15 protein-coding genes are annotated in these 17,306 nt (G+C 32.2%); all 15 read right to left on the reverse strand.

The window, feature by feature from the left end; translation table 11 throughout:
- Positions 1 to 115: 115 nt before the first annotated feature.
- The 15 genes from NST10_RS03825 to rbfA all read right to left on the reverse strand — a co-directional run bounded on the left by NST10_RS03825 (position 116) and on the right by rbfA (position 17,258).
- Positions 116 to 1,267, reverse strand: a complete 1,152-nt coding sequence (locus NST10_RS03825; protein ID WP_000020354.1) for a CinA family nicotinamide mononucleotide deamidase-related protein — start codon at positions 1,265 to 1,267, stop codon at positions 116 to 118.
- 224 nt (positions 1,268 to 1,491) lie between these two features.
- Complete coding sequence (pgsA, locus tag NST10_RS03830; RefSeq protein WP_001025093.1) at positions 1,492 to 2,070, reverse strand: CDP-diacylglycerol--glycerol-3-phosphate 3-phosphatidyltransferase; 579 nt, start codon at positions 2,068 to 2,070, stop codon at positions 1,492 to 1,494.
- 33 nt (positions 2,071 to 2,103) lie between these two features.
- Entirely contained in the window at positions 2,104 to 2,496 is a 393-nt protein-coding gene (locus NST10_RS03835; RefSeq protein ID WP_000859443.1) for a RodZ family helix-turn-helix domain-containing protein, read from the reverse strand.
- An 18-nt stretch (positions 2,497 to 2,514) separates the two neighbouring features.
- Positions 2,515 to 3,342: a YmfK family protein gene (locus NST10_RS03840; protein ID WP_000214890.1), complete on the reverse strand. Its 828-nt coding sequence runs from the start codon at positions 3,340 to 3,342 to the stop codon at positions 2,515 to 2,517.
- Between the two features lie 104 nt (positions 3,343 to 3,446).
- On the reverse strand, positions 3,447 to 4,151 hold the full coding sequence (locus NST10_RS03845; RefSeq protein ID WP_000646219.1) for an SDR family NAD(P)-dependent oxidoreductase: 705 nt from the start codon (positions 4,149 to 4,151) through the stop codon (positions 3,447 to 3,449).
- On the reverse strand, positions 4,151 to 5,437 hold the full coding sequence (locus tag NST10_RS03850; RefSeq protein WP_000664777.1) for a pitrilysin family protein: 1,287 nt from the start codon (positions 5,435 to 5,437) through the stop codon (positions 4,151 to 4,153). Before NST10_RS03850 ends, NST10_RS03845 begins: the two co-directional genes overlap by 1 nt.
- A complete protein-coding gene (locus NST10_RS03855; protein ID WP_000089941.1) occupies positions 5,437 to 6,702 on the reverse strand; it encodes a pitrilysin family protein in 1,266 nt (421 codons plus the stop codon). The genes NST10_RS03850 and NST10_RS03855 overlap by 1 nt, the downstream gene beginning before the upstream one ends.
- A gap of 30 nt (positions 6,703 to 6,732) precedes the next feature.
- Positions 6,733 to 7,446 carry a GntR family transcriptional regulator gene (locus NST10_RS03860; RefSeq protein WP_001293307.1) on the reverse strand — a complete coding sequence of 238 codons (714 nt, stop codon included), beginning with the start codon at positions 7,444 to 7,446 and terminating at the stop codon, positions 6,733 to 6,735.
- Positions 7,447 to 7,450: 4 nt separating this feature from the next.
- Complete coding sequence (locus NST10_RS03865; protein ID WP_000035759.1) at positions 7,451 to 9,820, reverse strand: DNA translocase FtsK; 2,370 nt, start codon at positions 9,818 to 9,820, stop codon at positions 7,451 to 7,453.
- Between the two features lie 256 nt (positions 9,821 to 10,076).
- The gene (locus NST10_RS03870; protein WP_000052599.1) at positions 10,077 to 11,750 is read right to left on the reverse strand and encodes a ribonuclease J; all 1,674 of its coding nucleotides are present in this window, start codon (positions 11,748 to 11,750) and stop codon (positions 10,077 to 10,079) included.
- 235 nt (positions 11,751 to 11,985) lie between these two features.
- Positions 11,986 to 14,082, reverse strand: coding sequence for a polyribonucleotide nucleotidyltransferase (gene pnp / locus NST10_RS03875; protein ID WP_000076692.1), 2,097 nt, complete (start codon positions 14,080 to 14,082; stop codon positions 11,986 to 11,988).
- 368 nt (positions 14,083 to 14,450) lie between these two features.
- The gene (gene rpsO / locus NST10_RS03880) at positions 14,451 to 14,720 is read right to left on the reverse strand and encodes a 30S ribosomal protein S15 (RefSeq protein ID WP_001018328.1); all 270 of its coding nucleotides are present in this window, start codon (positions 14,718 to 14,720) and stop codon (positions 14,451 to 14,453) included.
- Between the two features lie 114 nt (positions 14,721 to 14,834).
- Complete coding sequence (gene ribF / locus NST10_RS03885; protein WP_000864182.1) at positions 14,835 to 15,806, reverse strand: riboflavin biosynthesis protein RibF; 972 nt, start codon at positions 15,804 to 15,806, stop codon at positions 14,835 to 14,837.
- Positions 15,807 to 15,820: 14 nt separating this feature from the next.
- On the reverse strand, positions 15,821 to 16,738 hold the full coding sequence (gene truB / locus NST10_RS03890; protein WP_000282296.1) for a tRNA pseudouridine(55) synthase TruB: 918 nt from the start codon (positions 16,736 to 16,738) through the stop codon (positions 15,821 to 15,823).
- A gap of 169 nt (positions 16,739 to 16,907) precedes the next feature.
- Positions 16,908 to 17,258 carry a 30S ribosome-binding factor RbfA gene (gene rbfA, locus NST10_RS03895; protein WP_000097322.1) on the reverse strand — a complete coding sequence of 117 codons (351 nt, stop codon included), beginning with the start codon at positions 17,256 to 17,258 and terminating at the stop codon, positions 16,908 to 16,910.
- Positions 17,259 to 17,306 lie beyond the last annotated feature (48 nt).

The following is a 17,306-nucleotide window of genomic DNA, read 5'->3' on the forward strand; positions in this document are numbered from 1 at the left end:
CTATACAAGGATTCAAAATAAAATACAAGTGTTTTGCGAATATTTGTTCGTGTAAAATCTTGAAATCAAAACACAAAAACGAACAAACGTGCTTATATTTTTATCGATAATACAATTAATTTGTTGTTCTAAGCCAATTTAATAACCTTATAAGCGCATAATTTTGACTTCTGTTCTTTAATAAATTTCTAGATTCAGACATTTTAAATTGCTCAGTTTTAAATTCTAAGTTATTATCATAGCCTATATGGACTACACCATCATACTCTAATAGAATAATTGCTGATGACACATTAAATAATTTATTAACAAATTGCACTGCATCTTTTAATTGCTGCTCAATAGGTTTATTAATATCAACAAAGTTTTCATTGTGATTAATCATACCCTTTAGAACATCGTTTAAATCCACTTCTTTCAATCGATGATATAAAGCACCATTAGTAATACCATCATATATTACAAAAGGTTCATTAATTTTCTTTATTACAGCTTGCTCAATTAATGTGTCATCTGAACCATAATAATATTCTCCAATACGATCAAGAATTTCTTGCTTAACAGGTTGAATCAATGATTGTGCTTGTTCTTTTGAGTCGGCATTTGCAGTCAATCTAATATATACTTCATGACTTCCTGCCAAAGGCGCAATCGTAGGATTAGTCTGTTTATCGATAAGATCTATTAATACTGTTTCTACTTTAGATTCACCTATTCCAGCAAATCTTAATAGTTCAGAGTGTATAATTCGATTATGGTTTATAAAATGTGACAACAATTCATTTTTTACCATTGGTTGCATTTCTTTCGGTGGACCTGGTAATAAAATAATTTGTTTGTTTTCAAAATTCACCATCATTCCTGGAGCCATGCCATGATGATTTGCTAATACAGTTGAACCTTCAATTACTAAAGCCTGTTGTTTATTATTAGGTGTCATTTCTTGTCCTTGTTCCTCAAAATAGCTTTCAATATATTTTAAAGAAGGCTCATCAATAACTAAATCTTTACCAACAATCTGGGCCACTGTATGCTTCGTTAAGTCATCTTTCGTAGGACCTAAGCCACCTGTTAAAATAACAGTATCATATTTTTCTAACGCATGACGAACACTTGATTCTAAACGTTTTTTATTATCTCCAATAACTTTATGTTCTAATACATTTTGTCCAATTTCATTAAATACTTTAGATAGAAATTGTCCATTGGTATTAGCGATTTGACCTAGCAATAGTTCTGAGCCTACAGCAATAATGGCAATTGACATTTATATCCCCCTTGTATCGTTTAATTCATTTTTTCATGTATTCCATTTAAAAATTCACATCAATTTTAAATTCAATGTATCAGATGCTACAACACATTTCCCTAAAAAATGAACAAATATTATTTTACAATATATCATTATAAACAAATGCGTGGCTAATTTCTAAAATTGGGATTAAAAAAACTAGATTCCATATGAAAATGAAATCTAGTATAAACAAATATTTATTTTTGTTTAAAAACATCTCTACCTTTATAAAAGTATTCAATACCAGATAAGATAGTAAAAATAACGCCAATGTATAATAAAATTTGTCCTAATGACAAACCAATCAATGTTGCCAATGGATCACCTAATAACAACCAAGTAATTGCTACCATAGTAACTGCTGTTTTAATTTTACCTAATTGACCAGCTGCACTTACAAATCCTTGTTCAATTTGTAGTAAACGTAAACCAGTTACGGCAAATTCTCTGGCAATAATAATGATTGCTACTACAGAATTGGTTAGTCCTAGTTGCACAAGAACAATTAAAGCACTTGCAACTAATAATTTATCCGCTAATGGATCCAAAAATTTCCCCATATTTGTAACTAAATTCCATTTTCTAGCTAAATAACCATCAACAAAATCGCTAAGGGAAGCCAATATAAAAATAAAACCACTGATTAATAACTCAATTCTTATTTCATATCCTCCTAGAAATGACACATTGCCAAATCCAAAATCAACTAACGCAAACAATATAAAAACTGGTATTAACACTACTCTAAAAACCGTAATCTGGTTCGGAATATTCATTATACATCCTCATTTCTCACTAATTTATTTCTGTTAAAATATTAAAACTAACATGATCCATAACAATAAAGTTATTAAAACTGTAATACCCATGATTACTAATAATTGTATTGGCTCTTTTGATTTACTCTTATAATCTAAGTCTTTATTATTATTGAAAACTGTAATTACTTCGTCCCATTCGGCTTGGTTCGATGGAATTTCATCTTGATGAGCTTGAATTAATTGGTTAGGTTCAATATTTACTACGCTTGCATATTTTCTAATAAATCCTTCGCTGTAATTTTTATTCGGTAGTTGATCGAATTCATTATTTTCAATATGCACTAGCATTTCACGTTTAATTCCAGTACGTTGCTCTAATTCTGTTAAAGTCATTCCTAACCTTTCACGTCTACCTTTTAGCGCTTCACCGACCGTTTTCAATTCATAGCCTCCTTACACTTACTCGAAGAAACCAAAACCACCACCAAATGGATCTCCAAAATCTAAATTATTCTTACTTTGGACTGTCTGTTTCTTCATTTCTTCGTAATGTATTTCTTGATTTTCATTTTCTCTCAATTCGATAATATAGTCAAAATCTTCCATTGTACAAGTACTTGTTTCAACAAATAAATCTGGGTGTTCAACGACTTTGATTGAAGGTAACGTCATAACTTCGTTAACAAGCTCTTGATGTTTTGGATTAGATTCTCTGGCAGTAACTGCACCATCAATAATATATACATGATTGGCATCATATTCCCCTTTAATTAGAGAGCTACGTACAGTTTGTTTTATTAAAGTAGAACTAATAAATAACCATCTCTTATGTGCACAAACACTTCCCGCAACAATTGATTCGGTTTTACCAACCCGTGGCATACCTCTAATGCCAATCAACTTATGACCTTCTTCTTTGAACAATTCAGCTAAAAAGTCTACTAACAAGCCTAAATCTTCACGCTCAAATCGAAAGGTTTTCTTATCTTTTGCATCTTGCTCAATATATCTACCATGTCTAACTGCAAGACGGTCTCTTAATTCTGGTTTTTTAAGCTTTGTTATTTCAATTTCATTTATACCACGAGCTATTTGCTCAAAACGTTCAACTTTTTCAAGATTGTCTGTTTTAATTAAAAGGCCTCGTTTACCTTGATCAACACCATTAATTGTAACAATACTTATACCTAACATACCTAATAAACTAGATACATCACCTAAAAGACCCGGTCTATTAATTTCAATTTCGTATTCTAGGTACCATTCTTTTTTCTCTGCAACTGTCATGGTGAACCTCACCCCTTGTTTAATTAACAAATTATGATTCATTGTAATATTCATATTATAACATCAATCATAAAAACATTTGCTCATAAAAATAGTTCTATATTTTAAATATACCAAGCCCCATTAACTTTCTGTATAGTTCCAGTAACACTTCTAGCATTTGGGTGATATAAATAGGCGCATGTATGAGCAACCTCACTCGGTAAAACCAATCGCTGTTGTGGTAATTCAGTTATCATTGCTTGAAGTTCATCTTCTTGCCACTCACTTGCCATATTACCAGCTACAAAACCAGGTGCGATAGCATTTACTGTCACTGATGTTAGTGCAAGCTCTTGACTAAGCGCCTTAACGAAACCTAATTGTGCACTTTTCATCGTCGAATAAATAGTTTCCATGCTAGCTCCTGTCTCACCCCAAATTGATGAAATTACAATAATTCTTCCATTGTCACTTTGACGTAAAACATCAACGAAATATCTACATAATCGAATTAATTGCAAGACATTTAACTGATAACATGCATCAATATCATGGTCTTTCATATCTTGTAAAACACCATATAAAGACTGACCACTTGCATATATTAAACAGTCTAATGATTTAATGTCACCAAATGTTTTGTCAATATCAATTGTTTGAGATAAATCCGCTTGTATAAAATGAACTTTATCATCATTAAATTTGTTAGTTAATTCATTTATATCAGTACGATAATATTGCACATAAACTTCAAATCCATCAGTTAATAATTGTTTGACTATCTCAGAACCAATTGAACCAGAACCACCTAATACTAATGCTTTCATTACTTTTTAATCTCCAAACGACTATCGACTTGCTGATCTAAATTTAAATATAACGATGACGTTTCATTAATACTATCTAACGTGATGTTTTCAACAATGTCTAACATGTCAAACACACTAACACCTTCAAAATACAATTTAGTATATTGATTAGCAATATATTCAGGTGAGTTTAAACTTGATATGAATTCACCTATAAATTGCTTTTTCAAAAGTTCAAATGCTTCTGCATCTTGGAAATTGCCTTTTTTATCGCGCAACTCATCTAATAATAATTTTTTTAATTTATCTGGTTCTTCAGTAGCGCTTGTCACGATTGAAAAACTATACGTCGGCTCTAGTACAAATTGATAACCAAATGTATCATCGATAAGTCCTTCGTTTAATAAATTCTGATAAAAATCTGTTTCTTCCCCAAAAATTAACTCAAAGAATAATGACATTTCTAAATCACGTTGTACATATTTTTGAGGCGCTTCTTGTAATGGTTTATTTTTAAAACCAAGCATTAGTCTTGGTGATTGAATTTTCATAGATTCAGTAACAAATGCTTCTTTAACATCCTCCGGTTCATCAACAAGTCCTCGTTCGATTTTGGGTTGGTTAACTTTATTACGAGCATCCTCGTGTTGTTTTACTATTCGACATATTGCTTCAGGATCCACATCACCAACAACAAATAAAACCATATTTGATGGATGATAAAACGTTTCATAACATAGATACAAATCATCTTTTGTAATATCGTATATACTTTCTACACTACCGGCAATATCAACACGTATTGGATGTTGTTGATACATTGCACGCAATGTATTAAACATTAATTTATATCCAGGTTGTTCTTGATACATTTTTATTTCTTCTGCAATAATACCTTTTTCTTTATCAACAGTTTCTTTTGTAAAATAAGGCGTTTCAACCATTGTAAGTAAACGTTTAATGTTGTTTTCAATATTATCAGTTGCACTGAACAAGTAGCTTGTACGATCAAAGCTTGTAAACGCATTTGCTTGTGCATTTTCTTCAGCAAACGCAGTAAATAAGTCTTCTTCTTCTTTTTCAAATAATTTATGTTCTAAAAAGTGAGCAACTCCATCAGGTACAGTAACAAATTGGTCTTGTCCAAGGGGTTTGAATTGATTATCTAATGAACCAAATTGTGTAGTGTAAGTGACAAATGTCTTTTGAAAACCTGGTTTGGGGATAATAAATAATCGTAAACCATTTTCTAATTCTTGTTCGAATACTCTTTCGTCTATTAATTCATAATAACGCTCTTTCATTATTTATCCCCTCCTTTTGTCAACACATAGATTGTATCTAAAAATGCTTTTTCAGCAACAGAAACAATATCTTCGCGACTTACCTTCTGTATATCATTTATAAATGTTTCTTTGCTTTGTGGTTGCTCTAATAATATTTGGTTATGCATAATCTCTATAATACTTTTCGGACGATCTTCAGATTCATATCGATGAGAAATGATTACTTTTTTAGCTAACTCTAATTTTTCTTCAGTGAAATCTCCTGCTTTTATTTTTTCAAATTCACTTATAATAGTGTCTTTTGCAGTTTCGTACTTATCGCTTGAAACCCCACTCAAAACAAATAAATAGCCATTTTTGCCATCAATTTGTGAATGTATAGAGTACGCTAAACTTTGCTTTTCTCGCACTTCATTAAATAAAACAGATGAAGGATCTCCTCCAAACATCATGTTAAATACAACAAAGGCAGCATATCCACTTTGTCCATATTGTGTTGGAAATCGGTATCCCATATTTAATTTAGCTTGATCCACGTCATCATATTCAACAATATAATCAACTTCTTCATCGTGTAAATGATGAGTAGAATGTTGGAATTGATGTTTATCGAATGGTTTAAGTGCAAATTTTTCACGTATTTGTTTCTCAACACTTTCAGGTTCTACATTGCCGACAACATAAACAGAACATTGATCATTATTAATCATTGATTGATATGTATGATATAGTGTTTCAGCAGTAATATGTGGGATTTGTTCTAGTTGTCCTGTAGATAAGTATTTATATGCTTCATTTTCAAACATATGGTCGAGTAATTTTAAAAACGAATATTGTGCTTTGTTATCTACCATTGCTTCTATTTTTTTGGCTAATAATGTTTTCTCTTGGTTAACAAAATTATCATTGAATGCTTTATTTTCAATTAATGGATTCCAAATGATTTCTTGTAATAAATCTAATCCTTGATTAAATAATGATTCACCGTTTCTTAAATAACGTTCATTAACAATTTCTAATGAAAATGTAATGACATGCTGATCTTTGAATTTTGAAATTGTACTATTCACATACGCACCATATAAATCGGCTAAGTGATTATTAAATGACTTATCGGTTGGCCATTTCTTAGTTGCTCGAACTAATAATTTGCTTAATAATGATCTAGCTGTTATTGTGTCATATTCTAAAGGTGCCATAAATTTAAAAACTATAGTAGTTGTTTTAAATTTAGTTGTTGGTGAAACTTTGATATGTATATTTGGTTGAGATTGTCTACTCAAATATATAGCCTCCTCTATATCTTCTTACATCTATATTTTTCTAGTGATTTTAAATTGAACTAAGCTATTTTTCATATAATTTAATGAATACAAAATAGGTTCATCTGATTCATTGTAGTGCGTAATTTTTAATAAAATCAAACCTTCGTGTGGCGAAGCATTCAGTACTTCGGATATTCGAGGTTCATAATTTACCGCTTCAATTTCTGTATCAGCGTAACAAATATTATGATTACTTTGTTCTTTTATCGCACTTAGTATCGATCCATTGCTCATTTGATACTCTGTACATGTTAATTCTTTTTTAGCAATTTTATCTAAACAATAGACGACCGGTTCTCCATCGGCAGTTCGTAATCGTTCTATAATGGTTACTGGATATCCTTCTTCAACACTCAACAAATTTGCATCTAACATAGTTGCTGGTTGCTCATCAAAATTTAAGTATTCAGTTCCGCATTCAAATCCTGCATTTTTAATCATTTGCCCAATACTTATAAGTTCATTCAATGGATAAAAGAAAGGGGGCAGTGACTTAACACTTGTGCCCTCTTCAAAATTATCTTTAATGACTTGTTCAGTAATCAATGCCTGAATTGCTTCATAAACATCGTCGGTTTTTACATTTAATTCTCTGGCAATTGATAAATTACTTGGAAGTTGGTCACCATATTCCAATTTATTTTGCTTAATCAAATTTAAAATGTATTGTTTAACGTTATATACCGCATTCATTTCTGACATTTTTTTACACCTCGTCATTATTAAGATCTATTAAAACTTGTCTAGGCTTGCTTCCTTTTTGTGGACCGATTACCTGATTGCGTTCTAAATCATCCATCAACCTAGATGCTCTATTATAACCAATTCTAAATTGGCGTTGTAACAATGATGTACTTGCCTTTTGTTGTTCAACAACAAACAAATACGCTTCATCATATAAAGCATCTTCACTTTTCATTTCCGATTTATCCACTGGTGCATCTGGTTCCATTTCTTTTACATAATTTGCCTGTTGTTGTTCTACTACATAATTTACAACATCTTGCACCTCTTGGTCACTTAAAAACGCCCCTTGAATACGTGTTTGTGATGAATCACCATTTCCAACGTATAACATGTCACCTTTACCAAGTAACTTTTCTGCGCCGCCAGTACCAATAATAGTTCTTGAATCTGTTTGAGAACTCACAGCAAAAGCAATTCTAGATGGAATGTTATTTTTAATGATACCTGTAATTACATCCACAGAAGGTCTTTGTGTCGCTACAATCAAATGTATACCTGCTGCACGTGCCATTTGTGTGATACGTTGAATCGCATTTTCAACTTCTTTACCAGCTACCATCATTAAATCTGCAAGCTCATCTACAATAACAACGATATAAGGTAATTCTGGTTGCTTCTCATCTAATTCTTGATTTTGCTTACGGATTAATTCGTTATAACCTTTAATATTTCTAGTTGATGAATGTTGGAATAAATCATAACGTCTTTCCATCTCAGCTACAATTTTTTCTAAAGCTTGAGCAGCTTTATGAGGATTTGTAACAACCGGAATTAATAAATGTGGAATTCCGTTATAAACATTTAGTTCAACCATTTTCGGATCGATTAACATAAGTTTAACTTCATGCGGCTTAGCATTTAATAAAATACTTGTAATAATACCATTTATACAAACAGATTTACCACTACCCGTCGATCCTGCCACCAATAAGTGTGGCATTTCATTTAGTGGAACAGTAATTGGATCACCTGATATATCTCTTCCTAATCCAACTTCTAGTTTATTATTAGACGGGAATTTTTCATCTAAAACTTCTTTTAGTGAAACTAATGAAATTTTCTCATTTGGCACTTCAATACCTACTGCAGAGCGACCAGGTATTGGCGCTTCAATTCTAACATCTTTTGCTGCTAAAGCTAATGCAATATCATTATGCAAGTTTACAATTTTACTCACTTTAACCCCTTGAGCTGGTTGAATTTCATATTGAGTTACTGCAGGACCAATTTTAATTTGTGTCACTTTTGCATTTACCCCAAAATCTTTTAATGTATTCTCTAGTACTTGTCCTTTACGTTGCACTTCAGCTTTAGATGTTGCTTTTTGTTTTGCAGGTTGATTAAGTAAAGTTAACGGTGGAACAACATACGACACATTCGTAACTTCACCAGCTTCTTCAATAGTGTTTTCACTTTCAACACTGTTATGAGTTTGTTCTATTAATTGTTCTTGCTGATCTGCTTGATGATGATTTACGATGTTATTCGAACTATTCTCTGCATCAAACACTCGTTTTTTTCGACTTGGTTGACTCTGGCTTTTACTTTCATTTTCAGTATGCCCATAAATTGGAATATCTCTTTCTTGAGGCACTTCCGTAAAATCACTCACATCTTTTATTTGTGGCTGTTCATTTTGACGTGCCTTTTGTTCTTCTTTAAGTCTCGCTTTTTCTTCACGCTTCAATTGTTTTTCTTGGTTTCTTTCCGACATTTTTTCATTAAATGAACCAAACCAAGCTTTTATATTTTCCAGTGCAACTTTTGCAACATCACGATGTTGATGGTTTGTTAATAAAATAACACTTGAGCATAATAATAAAATAGTAATAATACATACACCAAATAATGAAATTAAAGGTACGCTTAACTCTAATAAATAAAAGCCTAATACACCGCCACCAAAATTTGGAAAATGACTGTGTTGGTATGACTGATACACATAAGAAAGTACAGGTTCTCTTTCAGCTTTGATACCACTATTAAAATGAAAAACTAACTGTGATACAAATAGCAATGCAATTTGCAATACAATCGAACCAGCCGTTCGTCTAGTTTTAGGAATACGTTTAGAGTATGTAATAAAACCAGTTGCTAAGAGTACTAAAATATATGTTAAATATCTACTGTACCCAAATAAATAATTAAAGAAGCTGTCAATTAGACGACCTATTATTCCTAATTGGAAAACACCCAACACCATTAATACAACTACTAAAATAGCTATGACATAACGTATCGGATTATCATTCTTCTTTTTCCTCGAATTTGTTCTTTTTTTTGATGTTGTTTTTTTCTTAGCTGTCGATTTCTTTTTTGCTTGTGCCAATTGACGCACCTCCTTATGTTGCTTTAGTTAAAACGACGTTAATCTATATAATTTCCTATTTGATGTTTAGAATATGTAGTCCAAACAGACGATGAAAGAGGTTAGAACAATATCATCTATGTATCAATTTACTTAAGATAACAGATTAATCGTTACCCCTTTCAATTGACCATCATAAAATATAAGTAAATTGTCCATGACAACCATTATATTTCGGTGACTTGTTCTGACCTCTTTTATGTTAATGACTTTTTGATTAAATTTCAGAAATTACTGGAATAATCATAGGACGACGTTTTGTACTTTCGAATAATAGTTTACTAATTTGATCACGCATATTTTGCTTAATTTCAGACCATTCTATGCGTTTTTCTTGTAAACCAGCTTCTACTATTTCACGTACTTTCTCTTCTGCTTCACGTAATAAGTCTTCACTTTCACGTACATATACAAACCCACGAGATTGAATTTCAGGTCCCGCAGCTATACGTCTATTTTTAGGATCTAACGTTACTACAGCAATAAAGATACCATCTTCTGCTAAAAGATGACGGTCTCTCAACACGATATTTCCTACATCCCCAATACCAATACCATCTATTAAAATATTTCCTGAATTTACCTTTTCATTTAATATCATATCTTTACCGTTGTAATTAATGACATCTCCTTTTTCCACAAGGAAAATCTTTTCTGGTGCAACACCTGCTTCAGCTGCTAGCTTCGCATGTGCTATCTGCATTTTAAATTCACCTTGTACAGGAATAAAGTATTCAGGTTTCATAATATTAATCATCATTTTTAATTCTTCCATGCAACCATGACTTGAAGCATGAATCTTCTTGTTATTTGGAATAATATGTGCGCCAGCACGTACAAGCTCATTTAATGTATTCGCAATGATAACTTCCATATTAGCAGAAGCCGTAATTGCTAAAAATACAGAATCGCCTTCTTCGATATTCATAATTTTATGCTTATGTTGCGCCATTTGACTTAAGGCTTCTACAGGTTCTCCTTGCATACCAGTAGCTATAATTATCACTTCATTTTTAGGATAATTATCAACTTCTGTTATAGGAATTAGCAAATCTTTAGGAATGTCGAAATACCCCATTTTACGAGCAATATTAAATGAACTTTCAAGTGATCTTCCTAAAAATGACACTTTACGATTTAGCTTGCTAGCAATATTTAAAACTTGCTGAATACGTATAAAGTTCGAAGCATAACATGAAACAATCAAGCGACCTCGCACTTTTGCAAAAGCATCATACATATGATGTTCAATCACATTTTCCGGAGTATTATATCCAGGTTTCTCTGCCTCAGTAGAATCACTGATTAAGACAAATACGCCTTCTTCACCAATCTCTGCCATACGTTTAATATCTGGTGCATAATGTCCATGTAAACTTTGGTCAAACTTAAATTCACCTGTATACACAATGGCACCATATGAAGTGTGAATACAAACACCTAAACTATCAGGAATACTGTGTGTCGTATTAAAGAAACTAATATTCACGTTTTTGAATCTCATAATTGAATCATTATTAACTGTGTAGTAGCGAACTTTTTTATCAATATTACGGGCTTTCATATTTTCTTTAATTAACGCTATTGTCAATTTAGATCCATATACTGGTGCATCTAATTGTTCTAAAACATAACTCACTGCACCAATCGCGTGCTCATGTCCGTGTGTAAGGAATATACCCTTCAATTTTTCTTTATTTTCAAGTACGTATGAAATGTCTGGTATAACAATATCAATACCTAGCATTTCGTCTTCTGGAAACATAAGTCCAGCATCTAACATAAACATTTCATCGTCTACTTCAACGATATACATATTTTTAGCAATTTCGCCAACACCGCCTAATGGTATAATGCGAATATCTTTATTCTTTTTCTTTATTAAACTCAAAATATTACCTCCTAAATTTGTTACCCGTCCATATATAAACTCACTATTCATTATAAGTTAAAAAATACTTGATGTACACTATTAATCACTATACATACAGGATAATTAACAGTTGTACACAAAATAATAAAGCGTTTTAAAATGTTCAATACAACAAATTCAAAATGGGTCACTTCGTAAAAAATGGCATAAAAAAATCACATGACGATACATTGTCGTCATATGACTTTAAATATTATTCTTCTAATGCTCTGTGTGATGCATTTACTCGACCTTGTTTATCAATTTCAGTAATTTTAACTTCAATTGTGTCACCAATTTTTAATACATCTTCCACTTTTTCAATTCTATTTTTTGAAATTTGTGAAATGTGAAGCAACGCATCTTTACCCGGGAATAGGCCTACAAACGCACCGTATTTTTCAATACGTTTAACAGTGGCTTGATAAGTTTGACCTACTTCCGCTTCACGTGTAATTTCCTCAATGATTTCACGAGCACGATTTATCATAGCTTGATCAACGGCACCAATAAAGATAGTACCATCTTGTTCGATATCTAATTTAACGCCTGTTTCATCAATAATTTCGTTAATTTTTTTACCACCAGGTCCGATAACATCTCTAATCTTATCTGGTTTAATTGTCATAGTTACAACTTTTGGCGCGTAAGCACTTAATTCAGTACGTGGTTGATCAATTGTTTGTAACATATGATTCATTATTTCTAAACGACCACGTCTCGCTTGTTCTAGAGCCTCTTCGATAATTTCACGCGTTAAACCGTCAATTTTAATATCCATTTGGATTGCTGTAATACCTTCTTTAGTACCAGCGACTTTAAAGTCCATATCACCTAATGCATCTTCCATACCTTGGATATCTGTTAAAATCGTATAGCTATCTTCACGTGTAACAAGGCCCATAGCAATACCAGCAACTGGTGCTTTAATCGGTACGCCCGCATCCATTAAAGCTAATGTTGATCCACAAATTGACGCTTGAGATGATGAACCGTTTGATTCAAGTACCTCACTTACAATACGAATTGTATATGGGAAATCAGCAGTATCAGGAATAATATATTTTAATGCTCTTTCACCTAACGCACCATGTCCAATTTCACGACGACCTGGCGCACGTACTGGACCAGTTTCACCTACTGAAAAATTCGGGAAGTTATAATGATGCATGAATCTTTTTTCTTCTTCAGGTCCTAAACCATCAATTAATTGATAATCACCTAAAGCACCTAATGTTAAAACTGAAAGTGCTTGAGTTTGACCACGTGTAAATAGACCTGAACCATGCGTTCTAGGTAAAATACCAACTTCAGAATCTAATGGACGGATTTCATCAGGTTTACGGCCGTCTGGTCTAATTTTTTCATCTGCAATTAAACGTCGAACTTCTTCTTTCACTAATTCATTTAAAATTGCATAAACTTCTTTAATAAGTAATTCATTCTCTGGATCTTCTTCATCGATAAATTCATTGACGATTTCTTCTTTTAAGTTATCAAGATTTTCATCTCGTTGTTGTTTATCAAATGTTAAAACTGTTTCTTTAAGTCCTTTTTCTTCGGTTAAAGATTTTACACGTTCAACTAGCGCTTCATCACGCTCTGTTGGAATAAATTCTTGTTTAACAGGTTGAATGTGGTCGACGATTTGTTGTTGGAAATCAACTAAACGTTGAATCTCTTCATGACCAAAGAAAATCGCCTCTAACATTTCTTGTTCAGTAATCTCACTAGCGCCTGCTTCTACCATGTTTACTGCATCTTTATGACCAGCTACTTCAAGGTCTAAACGAGAAACTTCTTTTTCTTCTACTGTTGGGTTAATGATATATTTACCATCAATATAACCCACATTTACACCGGCGATTGGCCCTTGGAATGGAATATCCGACACACTAAGCGCCATAGATGAACCAATCATTGCAGCCATTTGTGGTGAACAATCAGGATCTGCACTTAATACCATGTTCATAATTTGAACATCATGCTTATATCCTTTAGGGAATAAAGGTCTAATTGGTCTATCAATTAATCGCGCAGTTAATGTTGCATCGTCACCAGGACGTCCTTCTCTCTTTTTAAATCCACCAGGAATTTTACCCGCAGCGTACATTTTTTCTTCATAGTTCACTGTTAATGGGAAGAAATCTCCATCACGAGGTTCTTTTGATGCAGTTGCCGTCGATAACACGACTGTATCTCCATAACGAACCAATACAGCGCCATTTGCTTGTTTAGCTAATTGCCCTGTTTCAATCGTTAAAGATCTTCCTGCCCATTCAGTTTTAAAAACTTTCTTTTCTTGAGACATTATAAATCTCCTCTCTTGAATCTAATAGTTATATCATATCATTTATTATCGTATTTTAATATTAGTTATAAAATATTGAATTGGAAAAAAAGAGAGCGGGATATCCATCTATTATTTACAAAATAGACTTATCGTCCCACCCTTATCAGTATAAATATAAGTTATATTTTTTTAAAAAACATACTTTATTTTTAATATCTTGATTATTACTCTAGGTGTACTTATATCATCTTTATCTCATTGTAACCTTATTATTCACTCAATATTAGCTTAACATATAATAAATGTTAATATTTGTAAAAAACTTTTTAATATAAATTAAGGTTGGAACATAAATATGCCCCAACCTCAAAGACGTTATATTAAGATTAACGACGGATACCAAGTGATTTAATTAATTCACGGTAACGTTGAATATCTTTACTACGTAAGTAGTTTAATAAATGTCTACGACGACCTACCATTTTTAATAATCCACGACGTGAATGGTGGTCTTTTTTGTGTGTACGTAAGTGTTCGTTTACTGCGTTGATTTCTGCAGTAAGTACAGCGATTTGTACTTCTGGTGAACCAGTATCAGTTTCGTGTACACGGTATTCTTTAATGATTTCGTTTTTACGTTCTTGTGAAATTGCCATAATCAATTTCCTCCTTAAAATGTTTGAATACTCCTTAATCCGAGTTAGGCGTTGGAGATTCGACCTACTAAGAAAAAGGTGTGGTATAGATTGTTTATATAACTATACGCAACTCTAAATATTATAAGCTACTTCATCACCAAAATCAACTGCTAATAAATATTTAGCACGCGATTTATCATCGTTCATTTGTTTAACTAATGGGTCGATACCATCAAATTTAATCTCAGGACGTAAGAAATGATGCCAATTCACGGTCACTCGTTCACCATAAATATTATCCTCAAAGTCAAAGATATTCACTTCGATGACAACTTCTGCTTTGTTAGGATCATGAAATGTTGGCTTTACACCTATGTTAGCTACCCCTCGATATAATTTATTTTCAGTGCCGATTTCAATACTAACGGCATAAACACCTTTACGAGGTAACAAATAATCATCACTAGGTTGAATGTTAGCTGTTGGGAAGCCAATAGTTCTTCCCCTTTTTTCACCTTGCACTACAGTGCCTTTAATAGAATATATATAGCCTAAAGCATCATTCGCTTTTTGCAACTCACCATTGATTAAATCTTGACGAATAGAAGTTGTAGAAATTTTTTCATTTTCAATTTCTTGTTTATTCACAATTGTCGTATTAAACGCGTCATATTCTTGAAGAACAGTCATATTACCTTTTCCAAATTTACCAAAAGTAAAATCAAAACCAGCAATGACTTCTTTTACATTATTTTTAATTATATAATTTTCAACAAAATCTTCAACGCTCACATTAGCAAACCTAGATGAAAAATTAACCACTATACAATAATCAATATCATGTTGGCTAATTTTTTCGATTTTATCTGAAAGTGGTGTTAAATAGGTTGTTCGTTTTCTTTTAGGATTCAACACGACAGACGGATGCGGGTCAAATGTCATCACCGCTTTTTTTAAACTGCGTGCCTCAGCTATTTCGTTTAATATATCAAAGACTTTGTCATGACCTTTATGCATGCCATCGAAAAATCCGAATGCCATTGCAACATCCTCTGTAATATACTGTTTAGATTGTATAGGATGTGTCACTTCTATGACTTTCATAAATTCTATCTCCTTTAATTAAAGACTTTTTTAGGTTTAATTTCTGATTCTTTTGTAGGGTGTACCATATAAATTGCTAATACTTTTTCTGAATCATCATCAATAAATACAATTTGGTCTTTAATTTTGTTATCAAATTCATTTTTATTAAATTTCTGCCCATTTAAAATACGTTTTTTTATGTGCGAATCTTTAATTTTAATACTTGGCAAACCCTTTAATCCATATTCTAAAGGAAACAATTTATTTTGCAATGAATCCTGCTCATGAAGTTCTTTTATTTGTTCTAATGTAAGGCTATCTTTCAACACAAATCCACCAGACTCGATTCGCGTTAATTTCGACATATGTGCCGGAAAGCCTAATTTCACACCGATATCAGTCGCTAACGTTCTAATATATGTACCTTTGCCACAGATGACACGTATTTTAAAATGACACTCATTTTCTTTAAAATCTAATTCAGATATACGCCCAATATCTTTAATATTAACTTTACGCTTTGGTCTTTCAACTGTTTCATTATTACGCGCATATTCATATAATTTTTTACCATTCACCTTGACTGATGAATACATTGGCGGAATTTGTTCAATGATACCTTTAAAACTTTCTAACAATCGGTCAATATCGTCATTGTTGAAATTAGCTGAATGTACACCCTTCATTTCCAATGTATCACCCGTTTGATCTTCAGTTGTTGTACTTCTGCCTATCGATACCGTTGCCTCATAAGCTTTACCCATATCCATAACATAATCACTAACTCTCGTTGCATTACCTATACATACCGGTAACACGCCTGCAACTTCAGGATCAAGCGTACCAGTGTGCCCTATTTTTTTAGTCTTTAAAATTTTACGCAATTTGAATACGACGTCATGACTTGTTAAACCACGTTCTTTATATACTGGTAATATACCGTTATACATGTTGTCACCTTCTTTTTTAAAAATATATTTTAATAGCGTATTAACTGAATTTATTCATAAAAAAACTGGAAAATGTTAACTATTTCTACACATCTATGTATTAACTGTTTAATGTTAATATACCGATATTAAGAAATTATCAAACATTTTCCAGATACCTAACACTAAATTATCTATCTTGTTTGTGTAAATCTTGAATCATTCGTTCAATTTTATTACCATATTCGATTGATTGATCATATTCATACATTAATTCCGGCATAATACGTAATCGCATTCTAGAACCTAATTCAGACTTAATGAAGCCTTTTGCTTTATCAAGTGCTTTAAATGTATTTTCTACTTCTTTATCGTTACCTAATACAGTTAAAAATACTTTAGCCTGCGATAAATCATTTGTTAAAACAACATCTGTAATTGTAATAAAACCAACTCGAGGATCTTTGACTTTATTGTTGATGATATCCATTAATTCCTTCTTCATTTGTTCACCAACACGCTCTGCTCTCATACTGCTCATTCTTGTCACCTCTTTATCTTTAAGTTCAATTGTTATTTGCATTTTTTA

Source organism: Staphylococcus sp. FSL W8-0305, from assembly GCF_037966415.1.
In the GTDB taxonomy this organism is placed as follows: domain Bacteria; phylum Bacillota; class Bacilli; order Staphylococcales; family Staphylococcaceae; genus Staphylococcus; species Staphylococcus aureus.

Coding starts and splice junctions, on each gene's coding strand:
- NST10_RS03825 (WP_000020354.1), bottom strand. CDS start 1,267: ATGTCAATTGCCATTATTGCTGTAGGCTCAGAACTATTGCTAGGTCAA.
- pgsA (WP_001025093.1), bottom strand. CDS start 2,070: ATGAATATTCCGAACCAGATTACGGTTTTTAGAGTAGTGTTAATACCA.
- NST10_RS03840 (WP_000214890.1), bottom strand. CDS start 3,342: ATGACAGTTGCAGAGAAAAAAGAATGGTACCTAGAATACGAAATTGAA.
- NST10_RS03845 (WP_000646219.1), bottom strand. CDS start 4,151: ATGAAAGCATTAGTATTAGGTGGTTCTGGTTCAATTGGTTCTGAGATA.
- NST10_RS03850 (WP_000664777.1), bottom strand. CDS start 5,437: ATGAAAGAGCGTTATTATGAATTAATAGACGAAAGAGTATTCGAACAA.
- NST10_RS03860 (WP_001293307.1), bottom strand. CDS start 7,446: ATGTCAGAAATGAATGCGGTATATAACGTTAAACAATACATTTTAAAT.
- pnp (WP_000076692.1), bottom strand. CDS start 14,082: ATGTCTCAAGAAAAGAAAGTTTTTAAAACTGAATGGGCAGGAAGATCT.
- rpsO (WP_001018328.1), bottom strand. CDS start 14,720: ATGGCAATTTCACAAGAACGTAAAAACGAAATCATTAAAGAATACCGT.
- ribF (WP_000864182.1), bottom strand. CDS start 15,806: ATGAAAGTCATAGAAGTGACACATCCTATACAATCTAAACAGTATATT.
- truB (WP_000282296.1), bottom strand. CDS start 16,738: ATGTATAACGGTATATTACCAGTATATAAAGAACGTGGTTTAACAAGT.
- rbfA (WP_000097322.1), bottom strand. CDS start 17,258: ATGAGCAGTATGAGAGCAGAGCGTGTTGGTGAACAAATGAAGAAGGAA.